Source organism: Agromyces sp. Y558, from assembly GCF_059445415.1.
This window is the reverse complement of the sequence record NZ_JCAIUH010000003.1, coordinates 494,031-519,472: the sequence shown is the minus strand read 5'-3', so window position 1 is coordinate 519,472 and position 25,442 is coordinate 494,031. Positions and strand designations below refer to the sequence as shown.

Annotated in this window: 23 protein-coding genes; 12 read left to right on the top strand and 11 right to left on the bottom strand. The window is 68.2% G+C overall.

The genetic code is table 11. The annotated features are described in order from the left end of the window. Positions 1-14 precede the first annotated feature (14 nt). Both AC1C2T_RS17335 and AC1C2T_RS17330 read right to left on the bottom strand, forming a co-directional pair. Entirely contained in the window at positions 15-401 is a 387-nt protein-coding gene (locus AC1C2T_RS17335; protein ID WP_495360225.1) for a VOC family protein, read from the bottom strand. A gap of 42 nt (positions 402-443) precedes the next feature. Continuing rightward, positions 444-1,352 (bottom strand): COX15/CtaA family protein, encoded by a 909-nt coding sequence (locus AC1C2T_RS17330; RefSeq protein ID WP_495386108.1) that lies wholly within the window; start codon positions 1,350-1,352, stop codon positions 444-446. A gap of 252 nt (positions 1,353-1,604) precedes the next feature. Between AC1C2T_RS17330 and sufB the strand changes: the two genes are divergently transcribed. From sufB to AC1C2T_RS17305, 5 genes are read left to right on the top strand one after another with little or no spacing between them, the layout of a single operon-like run. Further along, positions 1,605-3,023 carry a Fe-S cluster assembly protein SufB gene (sufB, locus tag AC1C2T_RS17325; protein ID WP_495360223.1) on the top strand — a complete coding sequence of 473 codons (1,419 nt, stop codon included), beginning with the start codon at positions 1,605-1,607 and terminating at the stop codon, positions 3,021-3,023. Between the two features lie 14 nt (positions 3,024-3,037). Then, positions 3,038-4,246 (top strand): Fe-S cluster assembly protein SufD, encoded by a 1,209-nt coding sequence (gene sufD / locus AC1C2T_RS17320; protein WP_495386107.1) that lies wholly within the window; start codon positions 3,038-3,040, stop codon positions 4,244-4,246. A gap of 1 nt (position 4,247) precedes the next feature. Continuing rightward, positions 4,248-4,574 carry a non-heme iron oxygenase ferredoxin subunit gene (locus AC1C2T_RS17315; RefSeq protein WP_495360221.1) on the top strand — a complete coding sequence of 109 codons (327 nt, stop codon included), beginning with the start codon at positions 4,248-4,250 and terminating at the stop codon, positions 4,572-4,574. Positions 4,575-4,626: 52 nt separating this feature from the next. Beyond that, the gene (gene sufC / locus AC1C2T_RS17310; protein ID WP_495386106.1) at positions 4,627-5,412 is read left to right on the top strand and encodes a Fe-S cluster assembly ATPase SufC; all 786 of its coding nucleotides are present in this window, start codon (positions 4,627-4,629) and stop codon (positions 5,410-5,412) included. A 20-nt stretch (positions 5,413-5,432) separates the two neighbouring features. Continuing rightward, positions 5,433-5,762, top strand: a complete 330-nt coding sequence (locus AC1C2T_RS17305; protein WP_495353877.1) for a metal-sulfur cluster assembly factor — start codon at positions 5,433-5,435, stop codon at positions 5,760-5,762. A 59-nt stretch (positions 5,763-5,821) separates the two neighbouring features. On the opposite strand, the gene AC1C2T_RS17300 is transcribed toward AC1C2T_RS17305, so the two are convergent. After that, a complete protein-coding gene (locus AC1C2T_RS17300; protein WP_495386105.1) occupies positions 5,822-6,442 on the bottom strand; it encodes a TetR/AcrR family transcriptional regulator in 621 nt (206 codons plus the stop codon). Positions 6,443-6,475: 33 nt separating this feature from the next. Between AC1C2T_RS17300 and AC1C2T_RS17295 the strand changes: the two genes are divergently transcribed. Next, a complete protein-coding gene (locus AC1C2T_RS17295; RefSeq protein WP_495386104.1) occupies positions 6,476-7,495 on the top strand; it encodes a DMT family transporter in 1,020 nt (339 codons plus the stop codon). 7 nt (positions 7,496-7,502) lie between these two features. On the opposite strand, the gene AC1C2T_RS17290 is transcribed toward AC1C2T_RS17295, so the two are convergent. After that, complete coding sequence (locus tag AC1C2T_RS17290) at positions 7,503-9,548, bottom strand: M3 family metallopeptidase (RefSeq protein ID WP_495386103.1); 2,046 nt, start codon at positions 9,546-9,548, stop codon at positions 7,503-7,505. Positions 9,549-9,600: 52 nt separating this feature from the next. Between AC1C2T_RS17290 and AC1C2T_RS17285 the strand changes: the two genes are divergently transcribed. Continuing rightward, on the top strand, positions 9,601-10,428 hold the full coding sequence (locus AC1C2T_RS17285) for a methyltransferase domain-containing protein (protein ID WP_495386102.1): 828 nt from the start codon (positions 9,601-9,603) through the stop codon (positions 10,426-10,428). A 29-nt stretch (positions 10,429-10,457) separates the two neighbouring features. Here the strand turns inward: AC1C2T_RS17285 and AC1C2T_RS17280 are convergent, their stop codons facing one another. The 7 genes from AC1C2T_RS17280 to AC1C2T_RS17250 form a co-directional block, all read right to left on the bottom strand. Beyond that, the gene (locus AC1C2T_RS17280) at positions 10,458-10,682 is read right to left on the bottom strand and encodes a hypothetical protein (protein WP_495386101.1); all 225 of its coding nucleotides are present in this window, start codon (positions 10,680-10,682) and stop codon (positions 10,458-10,460) included. Continuing rightward, on the bottom strand, positions 10,682-11,128 hold the full coding sequence (locus AC1C2T_RS17275) for a GNAT family N-acetyltransferase (protein WP_495386100.1): 447 nt from the start codon (positions 11,126-11,128) through the stop codon (positions 10,682-10,684). The genes AC1C2T_RS17280 and AC1C2T_RS17275 overlap by 1 nt, the downstream gene beginning before the upstream one ends. Positions 11,129-11,136: 8 nt before the next feature. Then, positions 11,137-13,719 (bottom strand): valine--tRNA ligase, encoded by a 2,583-nt coding sequence (valS, locus tag AC1C2T_RS17270; RefSeq protein WP_495386099.1) that lies wholly within the window; start codon positions 13,717-13,719, stop codon positions 11,137-11,139. Between the two features lie 125 nt (positions 13,720-13,844). Next, complete coding sequence (locus AC1C2T_RS17265) at positions 13,845-15,506, bottom strand: dipeptide ABC transporter ATP-binding protein (protein WP_495386098.1); 1,662 nt, start codon at positions 15,504-15,506, stop codon at positions 13,845-13,847. Further along, positions 15,503-16,378 carry an ABC transporter permease gene (locus tag AC1C2T_RS17260; RefSeq protein WP_495386097.1) on the bottom strand — a complete coding sequence of 292 codons (876 nt, stop codon included), beginning with the start codon at positions 16,376-16,378 and terminating at the stop codon, positions 15,503-15,505. The genes AC1C2T_RS17265 and AC1C2T_RS17260 overlap by 4 nt, the downstream gene beginning before the upstream one ends. Then, positions 16,375-17,313: an ABC transporter permease gene (locus AC1C2T_RS17255; RefSeq protein WP_495360211.1), complete on the bottom strand. Its 939-nt coding sequence runs from the start codon at positions 17,311-17,313 to the stop codon at positions 16,375-16,377. Before AC1C2T_RS17255 ends, AC1C2T_RS17260 begins: the two co-directional genes overlap by 4 nt. 22 nt (positions 17,314-17,335) lie before the next feature. Next, on the bottom strand, positions 17,336-18,982 hold the full coding sequence (locus tag AC1C2T_RS17250) for an ABC transporter substrate-binding protein (protein ID WP_495360210.1): 1,647 nt from the start codon (positions 18,980-18,982) through the stop codon (positions 17,336-17,338). A gap of 140 nt (positions 18,983-19,122) precedes the next feature. Between AC1C2T_RS17250 and AC1C2T_RS17245 the strand changes: the two genes are divergently transcribed. The 5 genes from AC1C2T_RS17245 to ndk all read left to right on the top strand — a co-directional run bounded on the left by AC1C2T_RS17245 (position 19,123) and on the right by ndk (position 25,378). Further along, positions 19,123-19,518, top strand: coding sequence for a GntR family transcriptional regulator (locus AC1C2T_RS17245; protein ID WP_495360209.1), 396 nt, complete (start codon positions 19,123-19,125; stop codon positions 19,516-19,518). Positions 19,519-19,762: 244 nt separating this feature from the next. Continuing rightward, the gene (locus AC1C2T_RS17240; RefSeq protein WP_495386096.1) at positions 19,763-23,140 is read left to right on the top strand and encodes an isoleucine--tRNA ligase; all 3,378 of its coding nucleotides are present in this window, start codon (positions 19,763-19,765) and stop codon (positions 23,138-23,140) included. Beyond that, complete coding sequence (locus tag AC1C2T_RS17235; RefSeq protein WP_495386095.1) at positions 23,137-24,498, top strand: bifunctional folylpolyglutamate synthase/dihydrofolate synthase; 1,362 nt, start codon at positions 23,137-23,139, stop codon at positions 24,496-24,498. The genes AC1C2T_RS17240 and AC1C2T_RS17235 overlap by 4 nt, the downstream gene beginning before the upstream one ends. Next, the gene (locus AC1C2T_RS17230) at positions 24,495-24,962 is read left to right on the top strand and encodes a DUF4233 domain-containing protein (RefSeq protein ID WP_495360206.1); all 468 of its coding nucleotides are present in this window, start codon (positions 24,495-24,497) and stop codon (positions 24,960-24,962) included. The genes AC1C2T_RS17235 and AC1C2T_RS17230 overlap by 4 nt, the downstream gene beginning before the upstream one ends. Next, the gene (gene ndk, locus AC1C2T_RS17225) at positions 24,959-25,378 is read left to right on the top strand and encodes a nucleoside-diphosphate kinase (RefSeq protein ID WP_495360205.1); all 420 of its coding nucleotides are present in this window, start codon (positions 24,959-24,961) and stop codon (positions 25,376-25,378) included. Before AC1C2T_RS17230 ends, ndk begins: the two co-directional genes overlap by 4 nt. Positions 25,379-25,442 lie beyond the last annotated feature (64 nt).

Genomic DNA, 25,442 nt, shown 5'->3' with positions numbered 1-25,442 from the left:
CGAGTCGTTTTCGGTCACGCCGGGCAGAGCACTTCGACTCGGTTGCCGTCGGCGTCGCGGGTGTGGAATCGGAGGTATCCGGTGAAGGTCGAGCGCTCGCGCCGGTCGACGTCGAATCCGAGCTGCTGCAGCAGCTCAGCCGTCGCGTCGAGTTCGGTCACCGAGTCGACGATGAAGGCGGGATGCGCCTTGCGTGCCGGCGCGAACGGAGTTTCGACCCCGACGTGGATCTCGGCAGTGATGGTGCCGTCGTCAGCGATCGAGCGGAACCAACAGCCGCCGCGGGCTGCCAGCTCTGGCGGCTTCGGCACCTCGGTCATCCCGAGTCCGTCGCGGTAGAAGCGGCGGGCTTCTTCCTCGCCGTCGCTCCGGCACGCCACTTGCACGTGATGCAGCCGCATCTTGCTCCTCTCGCCGCGAGATCTCTCGACGTCGAGATATTATCAGCGAGCGGATGCGGCGGCGGCCGCGCCCTCGCCCGCGGTGACCGCTGCGGCGACCGGGCGCTTGAGGCGCAGGATGACGAGCGTCATCGTCGCTGCAGTGAGCGCCGCGAGCACCATGTGCACGCCGACCGCGAATGCCGGCAGTCCATTGCGGGCCTGGTACAGGCCGACTGCGACCTGGACGAGCTCGACGACGAGGAGCGCGATCGACCAGCGGAGCGTCGGCAGCCGCAGGCGCCATGCGGCGACCACGAGCACGATCGTCAGGGCGAGGAGGGCGTAGCCCGGCCAGGCGTGGATGTGCTCGAGGATCTCGGAGTCGAAGCCGCTGCGGCCCGCCGCCGAGTCGCCGGAGTGCGGGCCCGAGCCGGTCGTCAGCACGCCGAACACGATCGAGACGAGCAGCACGGCCGTCACGCCGTGCGTGAGCGCTGCGTACCAGCCGGGCACGGCCCGCTCCCGAGGCCCTGGGAGGGAGTCCATGCGGTCGAGGAACGCGGCCGTCACGCAGACCAGGGCGAGCGATGAAAGGTAGTGGAACCCGACGATGAACGGGTTCAGGCCCGTCCAGACCGTGATGCCGCCGACGATCGCCTGAGCGACGATTCCGACACCGACGATGAAGGAAAGCGCGAAGAGGTCGCGGCGCTCGCGCCGGATGCGCCAGACCAGCAGGAAGACGACGAGGGCGATGATGCCGACGACGCCCGTCATCATGCGATTGCCGAACTCGATGAGGGAGTGGTAGCTGAGCTCGTCGGTCGGCACGAGAGAGTCGGCCGTGCACGTGGGCCAAGTGGGACATCCGAGGCCCGAGCCCGTCAGACGCACCGCGCCGCCCGTCGCGATGATCGTGACCTGGGCGATGAACGAGGCCCAGGCGAAGGTGCGGAGAGTGCGGGTCACGCGGGTTCGATCCTGATCCTGGTCGCGCTGTGACGGCGCTGGGAGTCCTGCCCCGCGCCCCCTGCGACCCTATAGACTTGACTGGTTGGCAGGCTCGCCGACCGCGCGAAACCGCGCGGGATGAGCCACCAGCCATCTTAGGTTCGCACTGAAGCCACCGGGCACATCATCACCCACTCAATGAGCGCCTCGACTCACGAGGGGAATGGGCCGGCCTGATAGCCGGTTGCACGGGAGGAGAAGAGGGAGAGCATGACGGACGTATTGATCGACCGCCCAGAACTCGAAGGACTCGGTACGTACGAGTTCGGTTGGGCCGACTCCGACGCCGCCGGGGCATCCGCCCGACGCGGTGTCTCACCCGAGGTGGTCGCCGACATCTCAGGGCTGAAGAACGAGCCCGAATGGATGCTCAAGCGTCGCCAGCGCGCGCTGCAGCTCTTCGAGCGCAAGCCCATGCCGACCTGGGGTGCCGACCTGTCGGACATCGACTTCGACAACATCAAGTACTTCGTCCGCTCCACCGAGAAGCAGGCCCAGACCTGGGAAGACCTGCCCGACGACATCAAGAACACCTACGAGCGGCTCGGCATCCCCGAGGCCGAGCGTCAGCGCCTCGTCGCGGGCGTCGCAGCCCAGTACGAGTCCGAGGTGGTCTACCACCAGATCAACGAAGAGCTCGAGCGTCAGGGTGTCATCTTCATGGACACCGACACCGCGCTGCGCGAGCACCCCGAGGTCTTCGAAGAGTACTTCGGCACCGTGATCCCGGCCGGCGACAACAAGTTCGCCGCGCTCAACACCGCCGTCTGGTCGGGCGGCTCGTTCGTCTACGTGCCGAAAGGCGTGCACGTCGAGATCCCGCTGCAGGCCTACTTCCGCATCAACACCGAGAACATGGGCCAGTTCGAGCGCACGCTCATCATCGCCGACGAAGACAGCTACGTGCACTACATCGAAGGCTGCACGGCGCCGATCTACAAGAGCGACTCGCTCCACTCGGCCGTCGTCGAGATCATCGTGAAGAAGAACGCACGCGTTCGGTACACGACGATCCAGAACTGGTCGAACAACGTCTACAACCTCGTGACCAAACGTGCGACTGCAGCCGAAGGCGCGACCATGGAATGGGTCGACGGCAACATCGGCTCCAAGGTCACGATGAAGTATCCGTCGATCTTCCTCATGGGCGAACACGCCAAGGGCGAGACGCTTTCCGTCGCCTTCGCCGGCCCCGGCCAGCACCAGGACGCCGGCGCCAAGATGATCCACATGGCGCCGTACACGCAGTCGTCGATCGTCTCGAAGTCGATCGCGCGCGGCGGCGGCCGAGCGGGCTATCGCGGCGAGGTCCGCATCGACGCCAACGCGCATCACTCGGCGAACAGCGTCGTCTGCGACGCATTGCTCGTCGACACGATCTCTCGCTCCGACACCTACCCGGCTATCGACATCCGCGTCGACGACGTGAAGCTCGGACACGAGGCCACGGTCTCGAAGGTCAGCGAGGAGCAGCTCTTCTACCTCATGAGCCGTGGCATCGACGAGACCGAGGCCATGTCGATGATCGTGCGCGGCTTCATCGAGCCGATCGCGCGTGAACTCCCCATGGAATACGCCATGGAACTCAACAAGCTCATCGAGATGGGCATGGAAGGCAGCGTCGGCTAGGAATGACCGATCAGATGACCAGCACAACACAGCGTTCATCCCCTCTGGCCACTCCCGGGCAACACGGCCTCGTCGCGCACTCCGACGGCGCCTTCGTGCCCGTGCAGACCCGCTCCGAGCGGTTCCGCTCGGTGAACGTCGACGACTTCGAGCCCGTCAACGGACGCGAGCGCGAGTGGAAGCTCTCCCCGGTCGCGACCTTCGCCGACCTCACCGGCGGTGAGCTCGACGGTTCGCGACTTCCGATCGAGACGACCCTTCGACAGGCTCAAGACGGCGCGGATGTCTCGGGCATCACCTTCTCGTACATCCCGCGCGACGACGCCCGCATCGGCGCGGCGGGCACGCCCGAAGAGCGCGCGAGCGCCAACGCGTGGTCGACCTTCGGCGAGGCCCTCCTCGTCTCGGTCACCGGCGAAGACGAGAAGATCGCGTTCGTGACCCGCACCGGACTCGGCGACGCCCCGCGCGCCGCGCACACCGTCATCGAGGCCGCGCCGAACAGCCGCGGATTCGTGGTGCTCGCCGGCACGGGTGCCGCCCGACTCAGCGAGAACGTCGAGATCCTCGTCGGCGACGGGGCATCCCTCACCGTCGTCTCGCTGCAGGAGTGGGACGACGAGGCCGTGCATCTCTCGAGCCAGTTCTCCCGTCTCGGCCGGGACGCGTTCCTCAAGCACATCGTCGTCTCCCTCGGCGGCAAGGTCGTGCGGGTGAACCCGTCGACCCACCTTGCCGAGCAGGGCGCCGACATCGAGGCCCTCGGCCTCTACTTCGCCGACGCGGGCCAACACCTCGAGCAGCAGGTGTACGTGCACCACGATGCACCGCACACCAAGAGCCGCGTCACCTACAAGGGTGCGCTGCAGGGTGCCGGTGCGCGCAGCGTCTGGGTCGGCGACGTGCTGATCGGCAACGCCGCAACCGGTACCGACAGCTACGAGCAGAACCGCAATCTCGTGCTCACCGAGGGCACTCGCGCCGACTCCGTGCCGAACCTCGAGATCGAGACCGGGGACATCGAAGGCGCCGGGCACGCGAGTGCCACCGGTCGCTTCGACGACGAGCAGCTGTTCTACCTGATGGCTCGCGGCATCAGTGAAGACGAAGCACGTCGACTCGTCGTGCGCGGCTTCCTCACCGACATCGTGCAGAAGATCGGCTCGGCCGACCTCGAAGCCCGCCTGACCGCGGCCATCGAGGCCGAACTGGAAGGTCGCTGACGTGGCATCTGTTCGTGTCTGCTCAGCTGACGACCTCGCGGTGAACGAGGCCTCGCGCTTCGTGCTCGAGGGCGTTCCCATCGCCGTGGTGAAAGACTCCGCGGGCGAGATCTACGCCATCGGCGACACCTGCACGCATGGCGACATCTCGCTGGCCGAGGGTTTCGTCGAAGACGACACCCTCGAGTGCTGGGCCCACGGCTCCATGTTCTCCCTGAAGACGGGCAAGCCTTTGACGCTGCCCGCGTACGAGCCCGTCCCGGTCTACCAGGTCGAGCTCAGAGACGGCGACGTCCACATCGACCCCATGGTCACCCTGACCGTCTGACCCACCTCCTCCGGCCCGGAACGGCCGGCAACCGAAAGAGACCACTACGAACATGTCCGTTCTCGAGATCAAGAACCTCCACGTCAACGTCGAGACCGACCAGGGCACCCGCGAGATCCTCCGCGGCGTCGACCTCGTCATCAACGAGGGCGAGATCCACGCGATCATGGGCCCCAACGGGTCGGGCAAGTCGACCCTCGCGTACACGATCGCCGGCCACCCGAAGTACAAGGTCGTCCAGGGCGAGATCCTGCTCGACGGTGAGAACGTGCTCGAGATGTCGGTCGACGCACGCGCACGCGCCGGCCTCTTCCTCGCGATGCAGTACCCCGTCGAGATTCCGGGCGTGACGGTCACGAACTTCCTCCGCACCGCCAAGACGGCGATCGACGGCGAGGCGCCTCCGATCCGCGGCTGGATCAAAGACGTGCGCGAGTCGATGTCGAACCTCAAGATGGACTCGGCGTTCGCCGAGCGCAACGTCAACGAGGGCTTCTCGGGCGGCGAGAAGAAGCGCAACGAGATCCTTCAGCTCGAACTACTGAAGCCGAAGTTCGCCGTGCTCGATGAGACCGACTCGGGACTCGACGTCGACGCGCTGAAGGTCGTCTCCGAGGGCGTCAATCGGGCGCACTCGCACACCGGCCTCGGCGTCCTGCTGATCACGCACTACACGCGCATCCTGCGCTACATCAAGCCCGACTTCGTGCACGTCTTCGTGGCGGGCCGCATCGCCGAGCAGGGCGGCCCCGAGCTCGCCGACCGACTCGAAGACGAGGGCTACGACCGGTATCAGGTCGCCGAGACGGCCGCGGCCGAAGCGGTGCCGTCCGAATAGGGCGAGGGTAGAATCACACTATGGTCACCACACTCGCACCTGAGCGCTACGACCAGGTCGAAGAAGCGCTGAAAGACGTCATGGATCCCGAGCTCGGGGTCAACATCGTCGACCTCGGCCTCATCTACGACCTCGGCTGGGACGACGAGAACGACGCCCTGGTCATCCACATGACGCTCACGAGCGCCGGATGCCCCCTCACCGACGTGATCGAAGAGCAGACCGCTGAGGCGCTCGACGGCACCGTCGACGCGTTCCGCATCAACTGGGTGTGGATGCCGCCGTGGGGCCCCGAGCGCATCACCGACGACGGCCGCGACATGATGCGGGCGCTCGGCTTCGCGATCTGAGTCGTCTTCCGCCTCAACGGATGCCTCGTGCAGTACGCCTGCACGGGGCATCCGTCGTTTCAGGCGCCATCGTCGGGTCGCTGCCCGCGTGCACTGAACGTGAGGAGCAGGGCCGCCGCCTCCCGTGCCGCCGCGAACGGTTCGGCGAACGTGCCCATGCCGGTGGTCACCAGGCCGCCCTCGTAGAGCAGCATCAGACTCTTGGCGACGCGTTCGGTATCGGCGATCGCCGCATCGCGGCAGAGTTGCTCGAAGACATCCCGCAGCCATTTCTTCTGGCGGATGGCTTCGACAGCAATGGGCGTCGTTGCGTCGTCCATCTCGGCGCGAGCGTTGATGGCGCTGCACCCTTTGCCGCAGTTGTCGATCGCCCACCGGCCCGCGATGTCGAACACTGCCAGGATGCGTTCGACGCTTCCCGGAGGCTCTTGCGCGAATTCCCGTTCAAGGTACTCACGCCACCGCGCGTCGCGCCCGCGCAGGTACGCGACGGCGAGCGCCTCTTTCGATCCGAACCGGTCGTAGAGCGTCTTCTTCGTCACCCCTGCCGCGGCTGCGATGGTGTCGACACCCACGGCGTGGATTCCCTCACGGTAGAAGAGCTCGGATGCCGCGGCGAGCACGCGCTCTGCTCCAGGCGTGTAGTGAGGAAGCGCTTCGGGCAGATTCTCGGCGGTCATGGCTCCACTATACCGCTCTGTATACTCGTTCGAATGACTAAACAGACCGGTATACCAGGATTCCTCCTTCTCATTGGTGCATCCGTCGCGTTCGTCCTGGCTTGGAGTTCTGGCTTCGTGATCGCGAAGATCGGCACCGACGCTGCTCCGGCTCTGACAGTCCTGTTCTGGCGATACCTCACCGTCGGGGTCATCCTCCTGATCGTCATCGCCGCGGCGAACGTCCGACGGCGTCCGCTCGTGTTTCCGCCATGGCGCGACATCCGTCCGCACCTCACGATCGGATTCTTCGCACAGTTCGGCTACGTCGTCCCGATCTACCTGGCCGTCGGCGCCGGCGTGTCGTCGGGAACGACCGCGCTCATCGATGCGGTCCAACCTCTTGTCGTGGCGACCCTCGTCGGCCCGCTCCTCGGCCTTCGCGTCCGTGCGCTCCAATGGCTCGGCCTGGTGCTCGGCGCGGTGGGGGTGGCGCTCATCGTGGCAGCCGACGCCTTGGCCGCGGGGTCTCCCACGCCCGCGTACCTCCTCCCGCTCGTCGCACTGGGCAGCCTCGTCACCGCCACGTTCCTTGAGCGGCGTACCTCGTCTCGCCTCTCCGTGTTCGCGACCCTCACCGTGCACTCGTCCGTCACCCTCGTGGCCGTGGCGCTCCTCGCCGCCGTCACCGGAACGTTGGCCCCGCCTGCCACAGCCGCGTTCTGGGTCTCGACGCTCGTGATCGCTGTGGTCCCCACACTCCTCGGCTACGCGCTCTACTGGTACCTTCTCCGTCGCCTCGGCATCACCGCGTTGAATGCGCTTCTGTACCTGGTGGCCCCGACTGCCGCGGTCGCCGGCGCGATCCTCTTCGCCGACCCGTTCACGCCGGCGACCCTCGTCGGCCTCGTGCTCGGTGCAGGAGCGGTCGCGCTCGTCATCGCGTCACCGCGGTCGGCGCCGCCGCGCGTGCCGTCGACAGACTCCTCGAAGTCCGAGATCCGACGGACGAGTCAGAACGAGGAGCGTATTCGTCGCCAGGTCTGCTCGGAGAGCGCGCCGGAGGTGGCTTGAGCGACGCTCAGGCGAGGCCCCGTCGTGCCAGGAGCGGGGCGATGTCGGGTTCGCGCCCGAGCAGACGGCGGATCGATTCGCGCGGGTCGCGTGAGCCGCCCGGCTCGAGGATCTCCGCCCGGAATCGATCGCCGTTGGCACGCGTCGCACCGCCCTGCTGCTCGAACCACGCCATGATGTCGGCGCCCGGCACCTCGCTCCAGATGTACGAGTAGTACCCGGCGTCGTAGCCGCCGGCGAAGATATGCGCGAAGTAGGTGCTCGAGTAGCGCGGGGGCACGAGCGGGTCGTCGAGGCTCACGGCGGCCAGAGCCTGTCGTTCGAAGGCGGCGACGTCGGTCACCGCGGTGGCATCGTCGGGGGAGAGACGGTGCCATGCCTGGTCGAGAGCCGCAGCGGCAAGGTATTCGGTCGTCGAGAAACCCTCGTTGAAGGTGCGCGACGCGAGCAGGCGATCGACGAGGGTCTGCGGCATTCGCTCGCCCGTCTCGACGTGCCGGGCGAAGTGCTCGAGCACCTCCGGTCGAAGCAGCCACAACTCGTTGACCTGGCTCGGCAGCTCGACGAAGTCGCGATAGACGTTGGTGCCGGCCGACGAGGGGAACGCGACTCTCGCGAAAAGGCCGTGCAGCGCATGGCCGAACTCGTGGAACAGCGTCTCGGCCTCATCGAAGGTGAGCAGGGTCGGCTCACCGGACGCGGGCCTCGGAACGTTGAGGTTGTTCACGACCACGGGAAGCGTCGCTTCGAGGTCGGACTGCTCGACGAGCGAGCTCATCCAGGCACCGCCGCGCTTGGAGTCGCGCGCGTACGGGTCGATCAGGTACAGGCCGACCGGGCTGTCGTCGTCGTCGAAGACTTCGAAGATCCGGGTGTCGGGGTGGTACGCGACGAGGTCGGTGCGCTCGGCGAAGTGCACTCCGTACAGCAGTGATGCAGCGTGGAAGACGCCCTCGGTGAGCACCCGATCGAACTCGAGATACGGGCGCATCGCCTGCAGGTCGACGTCGAAACGCTCACGTCGCACCGCTTCGGTGTGAATCGCCCAGTCCGACGCCTCGACGCTGCGCCAACCGAGCCGAGCCGCGCGTTCGGTGAGCGCGGCCGCCTCCTGACGGGCGTTCTGCGTTGCGGCCGGCACCAGGCGGGCGAGGAGGTCGGCGACCGCCTCAGGAGTACCGGCCGTCTCGTCGACGGTCACTGCTGACGCGTGGTCCGCGAAGCCGAGCAACCGTGCCCGCGAGGCTCGGATCCGCACGAGTTCGAGCAGCGTCTCGCGGGTGTCGTGGTCGCCGCCGCGACATCCGCGCGACCGTGAAGCGGTGAAGAGCCGATCGCGCACCTCGTCGTGAGAGAGCGAGGCGATGGCGGGCTGCGCCGTCGGCAGCACGAGGGTGATGAGCCAGCCTTCGAGACCGCGGGCGACGGCGGCCTCGCGTGCCGCCGAGCGCCGGCTCTCATCGAGGCCCGCGAGCTCGTCGGCCTCGACGATGTGCAGCGCGAGCTCGTTCGTGTCGGCGAGGAGGCGCTGTTGGAAGTCGGTCGTGAGTCGTGAGATCTGCGCATTCAGCGCAGTGAGCTCGGCTCGATCGGCGGGTTCGAGGGCAGCACCCGCGAGGGTGGCTTCGCGGTGGTACCGCTCCAGCAGATACGCGGACTCGGCGTCGAGGCCGAGTTCTTCGAGGGTGGAGTGCAGCTCGACGATCCGGGCGTAGATGCGGGGGTCCAGCCGGATCGCATCGCGGTGCTCCGCGAGAAGCGGAGCGAACTCGGCCTCGATCAGGTCGATTGCGGCATTGCTGTCGGCCGAGCTCGCGTTCTCGAACACGGGAAGCACCCGGCGAAGGAGGGCGCTCGAGCGCTCGAGCGCGGTGATCGTGTTCTCGAACGTGGGCGGTTCGTCATTCATGGCGATCGCCTCGGCCGCTGCGCGCTGCTCGCGCATGCCGCGCTCGATCGCCTCCCGATAGTGCTCTGGGCGAATGAGGGCGAAGAGGGGGAGTCGATAGGGCAGGGGGCTCGGCTCGAGGAACGGGTTCGATGGGTCGCGCATCCATCCACCGTAGTTCGTGTCGCACGGTCGGCGAGGAGCATAGGCTCGGGATATGAGCACCGATCGGCCCGAGAACGCCCGACGAGACGAGTACACCCACGGCCACCACTCGAGCGTGCTGCGAACACACTCGTGGCGCACCGTGGAGAACTCTGCGGCGTACCTCGTGCCGCACCTGCGTGAGGGCGCGCGAGTGCTGGACGTCGGCAGCGGCCCCGGAACCATCACGATCGATCTCGCCCGGCGAGTGCGGCCCGGCTCCGCCATCGGCATCGACTCGTCGGCCGGCGTCGTCACCCACGCGGCGGGTCTCGCACAGAGCGAGGGCGTCGCCAACGTCGAGTTCAGGGTCGGCGACGCCTACGCGCTCGAGTTCGAAGACGACTCCTTCGACATCGTGCATGCGCACCAGGTCTTGCAGCACCTCGGCCGCCCCGTCGAGGCGTTGCGCGAGTTCCGCCGTGTCGCGAAGCCCGGTGGCGTCGTCGCGGCACGCGAGGTCGACTACGGCGGCGTGATCTGGAATCCGGTCTCACCGGGCCTCACCCGCTGGCTCGAGCTGTACCATTCGGTGCACGAATGGAACGGCGGCGAGGCCGATGCCGGTCGCCGCCTGAAGAGCTGGGCGCGAGAGGCGGGCCTCACAGACATCGCTGCGACGGGTACGACCTGGGTGTTCGCAACCGAGCTCGAGCGTGAATGGTGGGGTGGGTCGTGGGCAGAACGCGCGACCGAGTCGCAGTTCGCGGCGCACGCGATCGAATCTGGTCATTCGAATCCCGAGGAGCTGCGTCGCATCGCCGACGCGTGGCGCGCATGGGCGGCCGACGAAGACGGCTGGCTGCTCATGCCGCACGGCGAGATCATCGCGCACGCGTAGCGAGCCCGACGGTGGAAGTCGTCGGCCCGCTACCAATCCTCGTCGGCGTCGGTCGCATCGATGATCGTCTCGCGCACCACGGTGCCATCGTCGAGCTCGGCGATCGGTCGACCCTCGAGCCAGGTGAGCGTCCAGTGACGATTCGCGCCGTCACCGGTGAAGGCTGTCTCGGCGGCCGCGATGCGCTCGCGAAGCTCAGCGGGCACGGATGCCGGCGGCACGGTGCCGAACGCCCAGCGAGTGCCGAGTCGCATCACGCATCCATCTCGTAGGTCACCCAGCTGGTGCGCTTGGCGAGCTGATCGTAGAGGCGTTGCGATTCCGCGTTGTCATCTGCAGTGATCCAGCTGACCCCGCCGTGGCCGATCTCTGCTGAACGAGCGTGCACGAACTCGATGAGCGCCTTCCCGATGCCCGAACCGCGTGCACCTTCGTCGACGTACAGGTCATCGAGGTACATGCCGCGGGTCGCGGTCAACGTATGGGGCACCGCCCGGAAGTGGGCGAGCCCGATGGGCCGGCCCTCGTCATCGACGGCCAGTGCAGCGGTGAGCGGCTCGGCCTCGTCACGGATCCAATTCCAGACGATCAGCGCCTTGGCGTCGTCGAGTTCGGTTTCGTAGAAGCGGCAGTACGTCGCGAACAGCGGCAGCCATCCGAAGAAGTCGTCGTCGCCGGCCGCTCGTATTTCGTAACTCATGGTTCCCCCTATTCCGACGGCGCCTCGAAGACGACGTCGCGGACTTCGAACGTCTCAGCTTCGACGAAGCTGAGCTCCGCGATGCGCCCCACCGCACGCAGATCTGATTCGACCGACTCCAGCAGCGGGATCGTCGCTGCCGACGCCGCGATCGCGGCGCTCGCGACCGGCGTCTTCTGCGACGCCTTCGCATCGGTCTTGGCGCGCCGGATGCCGGTCAGTGCGAGGCTCGCGAGCTCGAGCAGCTCGACGCCCGCCTCGCCACGCGCGGCGAGGTCTTCGACGGTCGGCCACTGTGCCACGTGCACGGAGCCGTCGTGCGACCAGCGCCAGGCCTCTTCGGTCGCGAACGGAATGACCGGGGCGAACAGGCGAAGCAGCACATCGAGCGCGGTCTTCAGCGCGGCGACCGCTGAGGCCTGCTCGGGGCTCGCCGCACCGTACGCGCGCTCTTTCACGAGCTCGAGGTAGTCGTCGCAGAACGTCCAGAAGAAGGTCTCTGCGAGCTCGAGGGCGCGCGCGTGGTCGTAGGCGTCGAGGGCACGGGTGGCGCGGTCGACGACGCCGGCGAGCTCGGCGAGCATGCTGCGATCGACCGGCACGGTCACTGGGGCATCCGCTCGCCCGTCGAAGGTGAGGATGAACTTCGCCGCGTTCAGCACCTTGATCGCGAGGCGTCGGCCGATCTTCACCTGCGTGGGGTTCTGCGGGTCGAAGGCGGCGTCGGTGCCGAGACGCGACGAGGCCGCCCAGTAGCGCACCGCATCGGAGCCGTGCTGCTCGAGGAGGCCGGCAGGGGTGACGACGTTGCCCTTGGACTTGGACATCTTCTTGCGGTCGGGATCGACGATGAAGCCAGAGATCGAGGCGTTGGACCACGGCGCGACACCGTGCTCGAGCTCAGCGCGCAACGTCGTCGAGAAGAGCCAGGTGCGGATGATGTCTTGACCCTGCGGGCGGAGCGAGTAGGGGAACACGAGCTCGAACAGCTCGGGGTCGCGCTCCCAGCCGCCGGCGAGTTGCGGGGTGAGCGAGGAGGTCGCCCACGTGTCCATGACGTCGTGCTCGCCGATGAAGCCGCCCGCGGCGCCGCGCTGGGCTTCGTCGAAGCCGGGTGCCGCCGCCGATGAGGGGTCGACGGGAAGCATCTCGCGCGTGGCGACGATCGGCTCGTCGAAGCGGGGGTCGCCCGCATCGTCGAGCGGGTACCACACGGGGATCGGCACGCCGAAGAAGCGCTGGCGGGAGACGAGCCAGTCGCCCGAGAGCCCGCCCACCCAGTTCTCGTAGCGCACGCGCATGAAGTCTGGGTGCCAGTCGATCTCACGGCCGTGGGTGAGCAGCCGCTCGCGCAGCGCTTCGTCGCGAGCGCCGTTCCTGATGTACCACTGACGGGTCGAGACGATCTCGAGCGGCTTGTCGCCTTTCTCGAAGAACTTCACCGGATGGGTGATCGCCTTCGGGTCGGCGAGCAGGTCGCCCGAGTCGCGAAGGAGCTGCACGACCGCCTGCTTGGCCGAGAACGTCGTCTTGCCCGCGAGCTCGGCATACGCGGCGAGGCCGGCTTCGGAGGTGATGACTTCGGGGGCATCTGCGATGACCCGGCCGTCGAAGCCGATGATCGCGCGGTTCGGGAGGTCGAGTTCGCGCCACCACACGACGTCGGTGATGTCACCGAAGGTGCAGATCATCGCGATGCCGGTGCCCTTGTCTTTCTGCGCGAGGTGGTGCGCGAGCACGGGTACCTCGACGCCGAAGACGGGGCTCGTGACCGTGGTGCCGAAGAGCGGCTGGTAGCGCTCGTCGTCGGGGTGCGCGACGAGGGCGACGCACGCGGGGATGAGTTCGGGACGGCTCGTCTCGATGTCGACGGTGCCGCCGCCGGGCTTGTGGAACGAGACGCGGTGGTAATGGCCCGGCTGCTCGCGGTCTTCGAGCTCGGCCTGGGCGACGGCGGTGCGGAATGTGACGTCCCACAGGGTCGGTGCAAGCGCCTGGTACGCCTCGCCACGCTCGATGTTGCGAATGAACGCCAGCTGCGAAGCGAACAACGACTCATCGCCGATGGTGCGGTAGGTCTGGGTCCAGTCGACCGAGAGGCCGAGCTGGCGCCAGAGGGCTTCGAACTGCTGCTCGTCTTCGACGGTCAGGCGTTCGCAGAGCTCGATGAAGTTGCGGCGGCTGATCGGCACCTGATCGGCGGCCTTCGTCGACTTGCCTTCGCCGCCCTCGAACGGCGGCGCGAAGCCGTCGATGTAGGGGAGCGTCGGGTCGCAGCGCACACCGTAGTAGTTCTGCACGCGGCGTTCGGTCGGCAGTCCGTTGTCGTCCCAGCCCATGGGGTAGAAGACGCTCTTGCCGCGCATGCGCTGATACCGCGCCACGACGTCGGTGTGGGTGTACGAGAACACGTGGCCGATGTGGAGCGAGCCGGAGGCCGTCGGCGGGGGAGTGTCGATCGAGTAGATGCACTCGCGGGTGGCCGATTCGCGATCGAACCGGTAGGTGCCTTCGCGCTCCCAAGCGCCTCCCCAGACCGATTCGAGGCCTTCGAGAGCGGGCTTGTCGGGAATGCGCGGGGTGTCGGTCATGATGCTCCGGTTCGATGTATGCGGCACCGTGTCTGTGGTGAGGTGCCTGAATGTGCGACGATCCAGCCTACCCGAGAGCGAACTGCATGCCGGCTGGCGAGTGCACCGAGCCTCGGCCGGGCGGCTCAGTACGCGAGTCGCGGCGAATCGGCAACCAGTTGGGCGGTGTACGGATGCTCCGGCCGGGCGAAGACCCGCTCCGCCTCGCCGGTCTCGACGATTCGGCCGGCGCGCATCACCGCGACCCGATCGGCCATATGGCGCACGACGCTGAGATCGTGGGAGATGAAGAGGAGCGCGAGGCCTCGCCCCTGCTGGAGTTCGTCGAGCAGGTCGAGGATCTGCGCCTGGATCGTCACGTCGAGCGCCGAGACGGGCTCATCGCAGATCAGCAGCTCGGGTGACGCGGCGAGCGCCCGGGCGATCGAGACCCGCTGCCGCTGGCCGCCTGAGAGGGTCAGAGGCTTTCGCCCGGCGACGGATGCCGCGAGCCCGACCTGATCGAGCAGCGTCGCGACGTCGAGGCCGGGTGCGGCGTCGCGAGCGTCACGTGCCGCATCGGTGAGGATGCGGCCGACGGTCCATCTCGGATCGAACGAGCTGAGGGCGTCCTGGTAGATCGCGCCGATGCGGTGGCGCGAGGCTCGCCGTTGCCGTTCTTCGAGCGCTGACCACTCCTCGCCGTCGAGGTGCACCGCGCCGCTGTCGGGCGCCGTGAGTGCGAGCGCGAGCCGCGCGACCGTCGTCTTGCCCGAGCCGGATTCGCCGACGAGGCCGAGAGTCTCGCCTCGATGCAGCGACAGCGACACGTCGTCGACCGCGGCGAAGCGGCCGCCCGGGATCGCGAACGTCTTGGTGACGTGCGCGAGCGAGAGCAGCGGAGGTGCTGCGGAGGGTGGCGTCGCGGGCATCGCCGCCGCGGCCGCCGGCGGAACACGGCTCGGTGCTGCGTAGCCGATCGGCGCACGCAGGGCCGGCAGCGTCGACAAGCGGGCACCGCGCGGGGTGCCCGACGGCACCGCCGCGATGAGCGCCTTCGTGTACGCCTGCCGGGGTGTCTCCAATACCTCGCGGGCCGTTCCCTGCTCGATGATCTCGCCCTCGCGCATGACGAGGATGCGGTCGGCCAGCTGCCCGACGACGGCGAGATCATGGCTGATGAGGAGCACACCCGTGCCGCGGGCGCGGATATCGGCGATGAGCGCGAGGATGCGCGCCTGTACGGTGACGTCGAGCGCGGTCGTCGGTTCGTCGGCGATGAGGAGCGGCGGGTCGAGTGCGATCGCGGCCGCGATGAGCGCCCGCTGGCGGAGGCCGCCGGACAGTTCGCCTGAGCGCCGGCCGGCGGCGAGCGCCGGGTCGGGCATGCCGACGTCGGCGAGGAGCTCGAGCACTCGAGCGCGGCGCGCGGCTGGCGGCATCCGTTCGTGGATGCGGAGTGGATCCTCGATCTCGCGACCGACGGGGCGGAGCGGGTCGAGCGAGACGAGCGCGTCCTGCAGGATGAGCCCGGCGAGGCGGCCGCGGAGGCGGCGCCATTCGCGCTCGGTCGCCGCGCCCAGCTCCTGCCCGGCGATACGCAGTCTCTGCGATGAGACGAGAGATCGGGGGCCGGCCAGGCCGAGCAGGGCTCGAGCCGTCACCGACTTGCCCGAGCCCGACTCGCCGACGATCGCGACGCATTCGCCGGGCGAAATCGTGAAGCTCACGCCATGCACGACTTCGCTCGGGCCGAAGCCGACGCTGAGGTCTGCGACATCGAGCACGGGCACGGGTGCATCCGTCACCATTCGTTCCTCCCGCGTCGGGTGAGTGCCCGGCCGAGCACGGTCGACGCGATGGTCGTGGCGACGATCATGAGCCCGGGGAAGACCGTCATCCACCAGGCGGTCGCGAGATAGGTGCGACCCGCGGCCAGCATGGCGCCCCATTCGGCAGCGGGCGGCTGCGCGCCCAGGCCGAGGTAGCTGAGCGCCGCCGCCCAGACGATCGCCTGGCCGATACCGAGGGTTGCGAGCACGAAGAGTGGGATGAGTGCGTTCGGCAGCACATGCCGACCGAGGATGCGCGCAGGGGAACGACCCAGCACCCGCGCCGCCTCGACGTACTGCGAGGAGCGGATCGAGACGAGCTGGCCGCGGATGATCCGCGCGTAGCCGGGCGCCGTCGAGAGGCCGACGGCCACGGTCGCGGTCACCGGCCCCGGCCCGTACACGACGATCACGAGGAGCGCGAGGAGCAGCCCGGGGAAGGCGAAGAGCACCTCGACGAGCCGGTTGACGCTGAAATCGAGGATGCGACCACCGAAGCTCGCCACCACGCCGAGTACGAGCCCGAGCACGAGCCCGATGAGGGTCGCCGCGACGCCGATGAGCAAAGACGTGCCGGTGCCGGCGACGATTCGACTGTAGATGTCGCGCCCGGACTCGTCGGTGCCGAACCAGTGGGCGAGCGACGGTGCCTGGAAGGCGTCGGCTGCCGCGATCTGATTGGGGTCCTGCGTGGCGATGAGGGCAGGCGCGCAGGTCGCGGCGACGAGGAAGAGTACGAACGCGGCCGAGAGCAGCGTTCCGGCGCGTGGCATCCGACCGCGTCGCCTCAGCGGCAGGTGATCGGCGGATGCTTCGACCGTCGTCTGTCGCAGTTCGAGCTCGCTCATCGCCCGGCCTCCTGTCGAAGTCTGGGGTCGGCGATGCGCGACGCGACATCGGTGAGCACGGTCATGAGCACGTAGACGACCGCGACGAGGAGCACCACACCGGTCACCACGGGGATGTCGCGGAGCGTCACGGCCTGCAACAGGGTGCGACCGAGCCCCGGCATCGCGAAGATCGTCTCGACGACGACGGCCCCCGAGAGCAGCCACCCGAGCGCCCAGCCCGAGAGGCTGATCGCCGGCAGCGCCGCATGACGCACGGTGTGGCGCAACCGAACGCCGAGCGCGCTCTCGCCGCGAGCGCGCGCCGAGACCACGAACGGCTGTTGCATCGCGTCGAGGAGGCTCTCGCGCATGACCTGGGCGAGGAACCCCGCGAGCGGGATCGCGAGCGTCACGACCGGCAGCACGAGCCCGGCCGGTGTGCCGGTGGCAACCGGCGGCAGCCAGCCGAGCGCGGTGCTGAAGACCGCGATGAGCACGGCCGCGAGCCAGAAGTGCGGCAATGCGGCAGCGGTGATCTCGACGCCCTCGCCGACCGCGGAGGCGACTCGCCCGCGCCCTGTCGACCAGAGTGCGAGGCCGAGGGCCAAGAACCACGCGAGCACCAGGGCAAGGAACGCGAGGAGGAGCGTGCCGCCGATCTGCGCACCGAGGAGCTCGGCGACGGGCAGCTTGAGGGCGTAGGAGATGCCGAGGTCGCCCGTGATGAGCCGGCCGAGCATCGCGAGGTATTGCACGATGAGCGGCTGGTCGAGCCCGTAGTCACGGCGCACCTGGTCGAGTGCCTCCTGCGAGGCCTGGGACCCCGGCCCGCCGAGGATCGCCTGTGCCGGATCGCCGGGGATCAGCCGGATGGCGAAGAAGGTGAGCGTGGAGACGGCCCACAGCACGAACACCGCGCCGGCCATCAGGAGGCCGGCGCGGCGAAGCGTCACGCCGCGAGCGGCGCGACGAGAGTCAGCCCGCGAGCCAGGCGTCATAGAAGCTCGGCGTCGAGACGGTGGGCATCGCACGTGCGCCGTGCACCGAGTTGCTCACCAGGAAGCTGTTCTGTTGGTCGTACAACGGGAGCAGGTAGTACCCGCCGAGGATTCGCTGCTGTGCCTGCTCGTAGAGCCCGGCGCGGGCATCGGCCTCGTTCGTCGTCGCAGCCTCGGAGAGCAGGGCGTCGACCTCGGGGTCGTCGAGCTGGGCGAGGTTCGCGAAATAGCCGCTCGGCGCAGGCGTGATGCTGTCGGAGTGGTAGAGGATGCGCAGCACGTCGGGGCCGACCTTGGTGTACGGAGCGCTCACGATCTCGTACTCGTTCGCGGCCAGGGCGCCGTACCAGCCCGAGAGGTCGAGGAGCGAGATGACGACGTCGAATCCTGCCGCTTTCGCCGTGGCCTGCACCTGCTCGAACAGCGACTGTTCTGCCGGCACCGACTGGTTGGTACTCACCGGGAAGCGAAGGGTGAGTCGAGTGCCGTCTTTCACGCGGTAACCGTCGGCGTCGCGTTCGCTCCAACCTGCCTCGTCGAGCAGCGCGTTCGCCTCGTCGAGGTCGGGCTGGAAGAGCGAGTCGTCGGAGTACGCGACGGCCTCGACGGAGGAGAGCGGTGAATACGAGCGCTCGGCGGTGCCGAAGAAGAGCGAATCGATGCCCTCGTCGACCTCGACGGCGCGGATGAACGCCTCGCGCACGCGCTCGTCGTCGAACGGCGCCTGGCCCGAGTTGAGCTCGATGCGGTTCGCCGCACCGGGTCGGGGTGCGTCGAGCCAGGTGAGCGAGTCGTTCGACTCGGCCGCCGCGATCGTGTCGGGCTGCGGGTTGTCGATGACGTCGACCTGACCGGCCTGCAGCGCTGCATACCGCGACGCCGAGTCGGGCACGAAGCGCCAGTCGATCGCGTCGAGGTACGCCACGCCGTCGTGTGCGGCGTCGGCGGGCGGCGAGGTGTACTCGTCGTTGCGCACGAGTGAGACGTGATCCTGCTTGACCCATTCCTCGATGACGAACGGCCCGGTGCCGATCGGCGCCTGGCAGTTCTCGTCCGTTCCGCGGGCGAGGCCGGCGGGCGACTGGATCGCGAGCCACGGCTGGCTGAGCGACTCGAGCAGCGCGCTGTCGGGCGAGCTCAGCACGAATCGCGCGACCTGGTCGCTGACGACCTCGACGCGGTCGACCTTGCCGAGTGCGAGGTAGCCCGTCGAGGACTGGGTCGCGGGGTCTTTCAGGTGCTCCATGTTGACCTTCACGGCCTCGGCATCGAGGGGTGTCCCATCGGTGAAGGCGACGTCGTCGCGAAGGGTGAAGTCCCACGAGAGGCCGTCGTCCGTCGCCTCCCACGACTCGGCGAGCCAGGGGATGATCTCGCCCGAGCCGTCACGGGAGACGAGCGATTCCAGGAACTGTCCCGCGAGGAGCGCCTGCGGGTAGTTGCCGCCGACGTGCGGGTCGAGGCAGGTCGGTTCGGCGTCGCCGCTCGCGTAGGCGAGGGTGCCGCCAGAGACCGGGTCACCGGATGCCTCGGGCGCCGGTGCCTGACACCCGGCGAGCATGATCGTCGACACGAGGGCGACGCCGAGGAGTCCGAACCTGCGAGCGTTCGAGGTGGTGGTCATTGGTGCAGCACGCATCGAGGTCCTTGCAATGGGGGAGTGAGGCGGGCTCTCATCAGCGCGGGCCCGCATTCATCCTGACACTGCGGCACCGCCGCGACAAGGAAGTTGTTCGAGTTCAGCTAGAACAATAGACTGTGAATGTGTTGATTCGACTCGATCCGACTCTCGACGCACCTCTCTTCGAACAACTCGCCTCTGGCATCCGGGCCTCGATCATCGACGGGCGACTCTCGGGCGGCGAGCGCCTCCCCGCCGCTCGCGACCTCGCCGCATCGCTCGAGCTCAACGTGCACACGGTGCTGCGGGCGTACCACCGCCTGCGCGACGAGCATCTCATCGAGCTCCACCGCGGCCGCGGTGCCGTCGTCGCAGTGCGCATCGGCGGCCATGCCGCGCTCGCCGGCGCCGTGTACGACCTCGTCGACGAAGCGAAGAACCACGATCTGCCCGAGGCGGCCCTTCTCGCCCTGATCCGCGAGGCCTACCGCTCCGCGCCGCAGGCATCGGGCGTGCTTCGCCCCATGCCGACGCGGTAGTCTTGACGACAACGACACCGATCCGGCCATCACCGGGGAGTCTTCGGAAGAACACGAACAGATGCCTCGCGGCATCCGCTCACCAGTAGAACCGAACGGGGCGGCCCGTCACAGCCGGCAACGAGGGGTGGATTGTTCCCTGAGCCTGTCGAAGGGCCCGATCCACAAGCGAGGTGGTACCGCGGCGGCGCTCGATCGAGCATCGGCGTCCTCGCGAGAGCATCCGTCCCCGCAAGGAGCGAGCGTGTACCCCCGTACCCCAGACGACCACGGTGTCGCCGCCTCACCAGACTTCCCCGCCGTCGAGCGTGACGTGCTCGCCTTCTGGAAGGCCGACGGCACGTTCCAGGCCTCGATCGACCAGCGCGAGGGTGCACCCGAGTGGGTGTTCTACGACGGCCCGCCGTTCGCCAACGGCCTGCCCCATTACGGGCACCTGCTGACCGGGTACGCGAAAGACCTCTTCCCGCGCTTCCAGACGATGCGCGGCAAGCAGGTGCACCGCCGCTTCGGCTGGGACACGCACGGGCTGCCCGCCGAACTCGAGGCCGAACGCCAGCTCGGCATCGTCGACAAGAGCGAGATCGAGGAGATGGGCATCGCGGCCTTCAACCAAGCCGCGAAAGACGCCGTGCTCCGCTATACGAAGGAGTGGCAGGAGTACGTCACCCGACAGGCGCGGTGGGTCGACTTCGAGCACGACTACAAGACGCTCGACGTGACGTTCATGGAGAGCGTCATCTGGGCGTTCAAGACCCTGCACGACAAGGGGCTCGCCTACGAGGGTTACCGGGTGCTGCCGTACTGCTGGCGCGACCAGACCCCGCTCTCGAATCACGAGCTGCGCATGGACGACGACGTCTACAAGATGCGCCAAGACCAGACGGTCACCGTCACGTTCCCGCTCATCGGGCTGAAGGCGGAGTCGCTCGGGCTCACTGCCGTGCGCGCCCTCGCGTGGACGACCACGCCGTGGACGCTTCCGACGAACTTCGCACTCGCCGTCGGGCCCGACATCGAGTACGCGGTCGTGCCCGCCGGGCCGAACGGCACGCCCGACGCGACCGTGCTGCGCGAAAGTGCCGGCATGGCCTCTTCGACAGGCTCAGGGAACGAGACCGGGAACGAGACCGGGGGCGACACCGAAGTGCTCGGCGGCGAGTACCTCATCGCCATCGATCTCGTCGGCAACTACGCGAAAGACCTCGGCTACGACTCCGCCGACGAGGCGCGCGCCGCGGTCTCGCGCACCGTGCGCGGCGCCGAGCTCGAGGGGGTCGACTACGACCGGCTCTTCGACTACTACGCCGACGTCGAGGAGTACGGGCTTCAGAACGCGTGGCGCATCCTCGTCGCCGACTACGTCACGACCGAAGACGGCACGGGTATCGTGCACCAGGCTCCCGCGTACGGCGAGGAGGACCAGAAGATCTCAGAGGCCGCCGGCATCCCGGTCGTCATCTCACTCGACGAGGGCGGCAAGTTCCTGCCGGCGGTGACGGATGTCGCGGGGCTGCTGTGGAGCGACGCGAACAAGCCGCTCACCCAGCTCCTCAAGGCCGAGGGGCGCCTGCTCCGTCAGGCGAGCTACGAGCACTCGTACCCGCACTGCTGGCGCTGCCGCAACCCGCTGATCTACAAGGCCGTCTCGAGCTGGTTCATCCGCGTGCCCGAGTTCCGCGACCGCATGGGCGAGCTCAATCAAGACATCAACTGGGTGCCCGACAACGTGAAAGACGGGCAGTTCGGCAAGTGGGTCGCCGGCGCCCGCGACTGGTCGATCAGCCGCAACCGCTACTGGGGCTCGCCGATCCCGGTCTGGAAGAGCGACGACCCCGAGTACCCGCGCATCGACGTCTACGGTTCACTCGAAGAGCTCGAGCGCGACTTCGGGCGGTTGCCCCGCAACCCCGACGGTGAACCCGACCTGCACCGCCCCTACATCGACGATCTCGTGCGCTCGAACCCCGACGACCCCTCCGGTCGCTCGATGATGCGTCGCATCCCCGACATCTTCGACGTGTGGTTCGACTCGGGTTCGATGCCATTCGCCCAGGTGCACTACCCGTTCGAGAACCAGGAGTGGTTCGACAGCCACAACCCCGCCGACTTCATCGTCGAGTACATCGGCCAGACGCGCGGCTGGTTCTACGTCATGCATGTGCTGTCGACGGCGCTGTTCGATCGGCGCGCATTCTCGAACGTCGTGAGCCACGGCATCGTGCTCGGCAGCGACGGGCAGAAGATGTCGAAGTCGTTGCGCAACTACCCGGATGTCTCAGAGGTCTTCGAGCGCGACGGTTCCGACGCGATGCGCTGGTTCCTGATGTCGAGCTCGGTGCTCCGCGGTGGCAACCTCATCGTCACCGAAGAGGGCATCCGCGAAGGCGTGCGCCAGTTCATGCTGCCGCTCTGGAGCACGTGGTACTTCTTCTCGCTGTACGCGAACTCGGCGCACCCTTCGACAGGTTCAGGGGACGGGGGCTACGAGGCATCCGCGCGCACGGACTCGACCGACGTGCTCGACCGGTACCTGCTCGCCAAGCTCGGCGAGCTCGTGACCGCGGTCACCACCGACTTCGAAGAGTTCGACTCGCCGCTCGCTGCGGCGAAGCTCCGCGACTTCGGCGACGTGTTGACCAACTGGTACGTGCGTCGCTCGCGCGACCGCTTCTGGGCGGGGGTCGATGCCGACCCTTCGGACGGGCTCAGGGACCGAAGCACTGAGGCGTTCGACACCCTCTACACGGTGCTCGAAACGCTCACGCGCCTCGCAGCGCCGCTGCTGCCGCTCATCTCCGACCGGATCTGGCGAGGCCTCACGGGCGGTCGCAGCGTGCACCTCGCCGACTGGCCCGACGCCGCGGGGTTCCCGGTCGACCACGAGCTCGTCGCCGCGATGGACGCCGTACGGGAGATCAGCTCGGCGGCACTCTCGCTGCGCAAGCAGTCAGGGCGTCGCGTGCGACTTCCGCTCGCGCGCCTCACGGTCGTTGCGACGGATGCCGCGGTGCTCGCGCCGTTCGAGTCCATCCTGCGCGACGAACTCAACGTGAAGGCCGTCGACCTCGTCACCCTCGACGGGTCGAGCGCCGAGACGTTCGGCGTCACCAAGCGCCTCACCGTCAACGCGCGCGCAGCGGGGCCGCGCCTCGGCAAGACCGTGCAGCAGGCGATCCAGGCCGCTCGCACGGGCGACTGGAGCGTCGACGGCGAGTCGGTCGTCGCGGGCGGGATTCCACTCGAGCCGGGGGAGTACGAGCTCGTGCTCGAGGCGGGCGGAGCCGGCACCGGGTCGAGCGCACTCGCGCTGCTCGCCGACGGCGGCTTCGTGATCCTCGACACGGCGACGACTCCCGAGCTCGAGGCCGAGGGCCTCGCACGCGACATCGTGCGCGTCGTGCAGGAGTCGCGCAAGGCGGCCGGTCTCGACGTCGGCGACCGCATCCGGCTCGAGCTCACTCTCGACGCGGCCGGTGCTGCCGCAGCCGAGACGCACCGCGAGCTGATCGCGGGGGAGACGCTCGCGACCGAATTGGCAGTGGTCGCCGGCGAACCCGGCGATGAAGCGCGAACCGTGGGCGAATCCTCTCGCCTGACCGTAAAGGTGGCGAAGGCATGACCGACGAGCTCGACTTCACCGAGGCGGCTGACGCCGTCTACCGGAGCCTCCTCGATCGGGTGGGCGAAGCCACCCCCGAGCCTCGCCTCAGCGCCACCCGACGCGCGGTCGAGATGCTCGGCGACCCGCACCGGGCGGCACCGGTCATCCACATCACCGGCACCAACGGCAAGACCTCGACCAGCCGCATGGTCGAATCGATACTGCGTGCCGGTGGCCTTCGTACCGGCCTCATGACGAGTCCGCACCTCGAGCGCTTCACCGAACGCATCCTCATCGACGGCGAGCCGATCACCGACGAGGCGATCGCCCGCAACTGGGAGGAGATCGCGCCGTTCATCCTCCTCGTCGACACCGAACTCGATGCCACCGGCGAACCGCGGCTCACCTTCTTCGAAGCGCTGACCGTGCTCGCGTTCGCGTGCTTCGCCGACGCCCCCGTCGACGTCGTCGTGCTCGAAGTCGGCATGGGCGGCGAATGGGACTCGACCAACGTCGCCGACGGCCAGGTGGCGGTCTTCACGCCGATCGCCCTCGATCACGAATCGGCGCTCGGTACGACCATCGAGCAGATCGCCCGCACCAAAGCGGGCATCATCAAGCGCGACGCAGCAGTCGTCACAGCTTTCCAGACGCCCGAAGCGCTCACCGTGCTGCGCGACAAGACCGCCGCGCTCGACGGCACCTTTGCCGTCGAGGGCGGCGCCTTCGCCGTGCTCGACTCGCGGGTCGCCGTCGGCGGTCAGCTCATCTCTGTGAAGGGGCTCGCGGGGGAGTACCGTGACCTCGCCCTGCCGCTCTTCGGGCGCCACCAGGCCGAGAACGCCGCCGTCGCGATCGCCGCCGTCGAATCGTTCCTCGGCGCCGGCACGATGCGCCTGGCCGACGAGGTGCTGCAGCAGGGCCTCGGCCTGACGACCTCGCCCGGGCGCCTTCAGATGGTCGGTACCGAGCCCCCCGTGCTCGTCGACGCCGCGCACAACCCGCACGGCGCTGCTTCCCTGACCGCCGCGCTCGAGGAGTACTTCGATTTCGAGGAGGTCGTCTTCGTGCTCGGCGTGCTCGCTGGAAAGGACGTCGACGGCATCGTCACCGCCCTCTCGCCGGGTGGGGCTCGCTTCATCGTCACCGCGCCGGCATCCGAGCGCGCGATCGGTGCAGACGAGCTCGCGGCATCCGTCGCCCGCGTCGTCGGCGCAGATCGCGTCGACCTCGTTGCGCGGCTCGACGATGCACTCGACGAGGCGCGAAACTGGGCGGCTGCGGCGCCGAAGCGCGCGGTCGTCGTCGCAGGGTCGATCGTGCTCGTCGGCGAGGCGATCGGCATCGCCTCGGATCGTGGATGGGGGCGAGCATGAGCGACCCGATGTCATCGCAGGAGCCCGCGCCCGAGAGTGACTCCGACCGTGTGCGTGACGGTGCTGCGGGTACCGCGCCAAGCGCCGGCGCGCGCTCGGTGCGTCAGACCCTCGCCACCATCGTGCTCGCCTTCGAAGTCATCGTCGTCTTCCTCGCGGCCCTCGTCATCTGGGGCCTCGCCCAGGGCGAAGGCGAAGGCGCACTGCCGTCATGGGTCGCCCTCGTGGCCGGCGGTGTCATCATCATCGGACTGATCGCGACGATCGGGCTCCTTCGATACCAGTGGGCCTATCTGCTCGGCTGGGTCATCCAGGTGCTCATCCTCGCGGCAGGCTTCCTCAACCCTGCGATGTTCGTCGTGGGCGCGCTCTTCGGCGGCATGTGGTGGTACTGCATGGTCGCCGGCGCACGAATCGACCGAGAACGAGCGGCCGCGGCCGCTCAATGGAAGGAACAGGAATGACCACTCCGATCGAAGAGACCCTCGTGCTCGTCAAGCCCGATGGCGTCGCCCGCAACCTCACCGGCGAGATCCTCCGGCGTATCGAGGCGAAGGGCTACTCGCTCGTCGACATCCGGCTGGTGCAGGCCGACCGCGAGCTGCTCGCCCACCACTACGCCGAACACGAGGGCAAGCCGTTCTACGAGCCGCTCATCGAGTTCATGGAGTCCGGTCCCATCGTCGCGATGCGCGTCGCCGGCAACCGCGTGATCGAGGGCTTCCGGGTGCTCGCGGGCACGACCGACCCCACGACTGCGGCCCCCGGCACGATCCGGGGCGACTACGGCCGCGACTGGGGCCTGAAGGTGCAGCAGAACCTCGTGCACGGCTCCGACTCGGTCGAATCCGCCGAGCGCGAGCTCGCTCTCTGGTTCTGAGCTTCGAGTTCGATGAACGGATGTCGCGGCCACCGGCTCACCCGGTGGCCGCGACCGTTCCGGC

Coding starts and splice junctions, on each gene's coding strand:
- AC1C2T_RS17250 (WP_495360210.1), bottom strand. CDS start 18,982: ATGACCACCACCTCGAACGCTCGCAGGTTCGGACTCCTCGGCGTCGCC.
- AC1C2T_RS17235 (WP_495386095.1), top strand. CDS start 23,137: ATGACCGACGAGCTCGACTTCACCGAGGCGGCTGACGCCGTCTACCGG.
- AC1C2T_RS17290 (WP_495386103.1), bottom strand. CDS start 9,548: ATGCGCGACCCATCGAACCCGTTCCTCGAGCCGAGCCCCCTGCCCTAT.
- AC1C2T_RS17295 (WP_495386104.1), top strand. CDS start 6,476: ATGACTAAACAGACCGGTATACCAGGATTCCTCCTTCTCATTGGTGCA.
- valS (WP_495386099.1), bottom strand. CDS start 13,719: ATGACCGACACCCCGCGCATTCCCGACAAGCCCGCTCTCGAAGGCCTC.
- AC1C2T_RS17285 (WP_495386102.1), top strand. CDS start 9,601: ATGAGCACCGATCGGCCCGAGAACGCCCGACGAGACGAGTACACCCAC.
- sufD (WP_495386107.1), top strand. CDS start 3,038: ATGACCAGCACAACACAGCGTTCATCCCCTCTGGCCACTCCCGGGCAA.
- AC1C2T_RS17260 (WP_495386097.1), bottom strand. CDS start 16,378: ATGAGCGAGCTCGAACTGCGACAGACGACGGTCGAAGCATCCGCCGAT.
- ndk (WP_495360205.1), top strand. CDS start 24,959: ATGACCACTCCGATCGAAGAGACCCTCGTGCTCGTCAAGCCCGATGGC.
- sufC (WP_495386106.1), top strand. CDS start 4,627: ATGTCCGTTCTCGAGATCAAGAACCTCCACGTCAACGTCGAGACCGAC.
- AC1C2T_RS17335 (WP_495360225.1), bottom strand. CDS start 401: ATGCGGCTGCATCACGTGCAAGTGGCGTGCCGGAGCGACGGCGAGGAA.
- AC1C2T_RS17230 (WP_495360206.1), top strand. CDS start 24,495: ATGAGCGACCCGATGTCATCGCAGGAGCCCGCGCCCGAGAGTGACTCC.
- AC1C2T_RS17300 (WP_495386105.1), bottom strand. CDS start 6,442: ATGACCGCCGAGAATCTGCCCGAAGCGCTTCCTCACTACACGCCTGGA.
- AC1C2T_RS17305 (WP_495353877.1), top strand. CDS start 5,433: ATGGTCACCACACTCGCACCTGAGCGCTACGACCAGGTCGAAGAAGCG.
- sufB (WP_495360223.1), top strand. CDS start 1,605: ATGACGGACGTATTGATCGACCGCCCAGAACTCGAAGGACTCGGTACG.
- AC1C2T_RS17280 (WP_495386101.1), bottom strand. CDS start 10,682: ATGCGACTCGGCACTCGCTGGGCGTTCGGCACCGTGCCGCCGGCATCC.
- AC1C2T_RS17275 (WP_495386100.1), bottom strand. CDS start 11,128: ATGAGTTACGAAATACGAGCGGCCGGCGACGACGACTTCTTCGGATGG.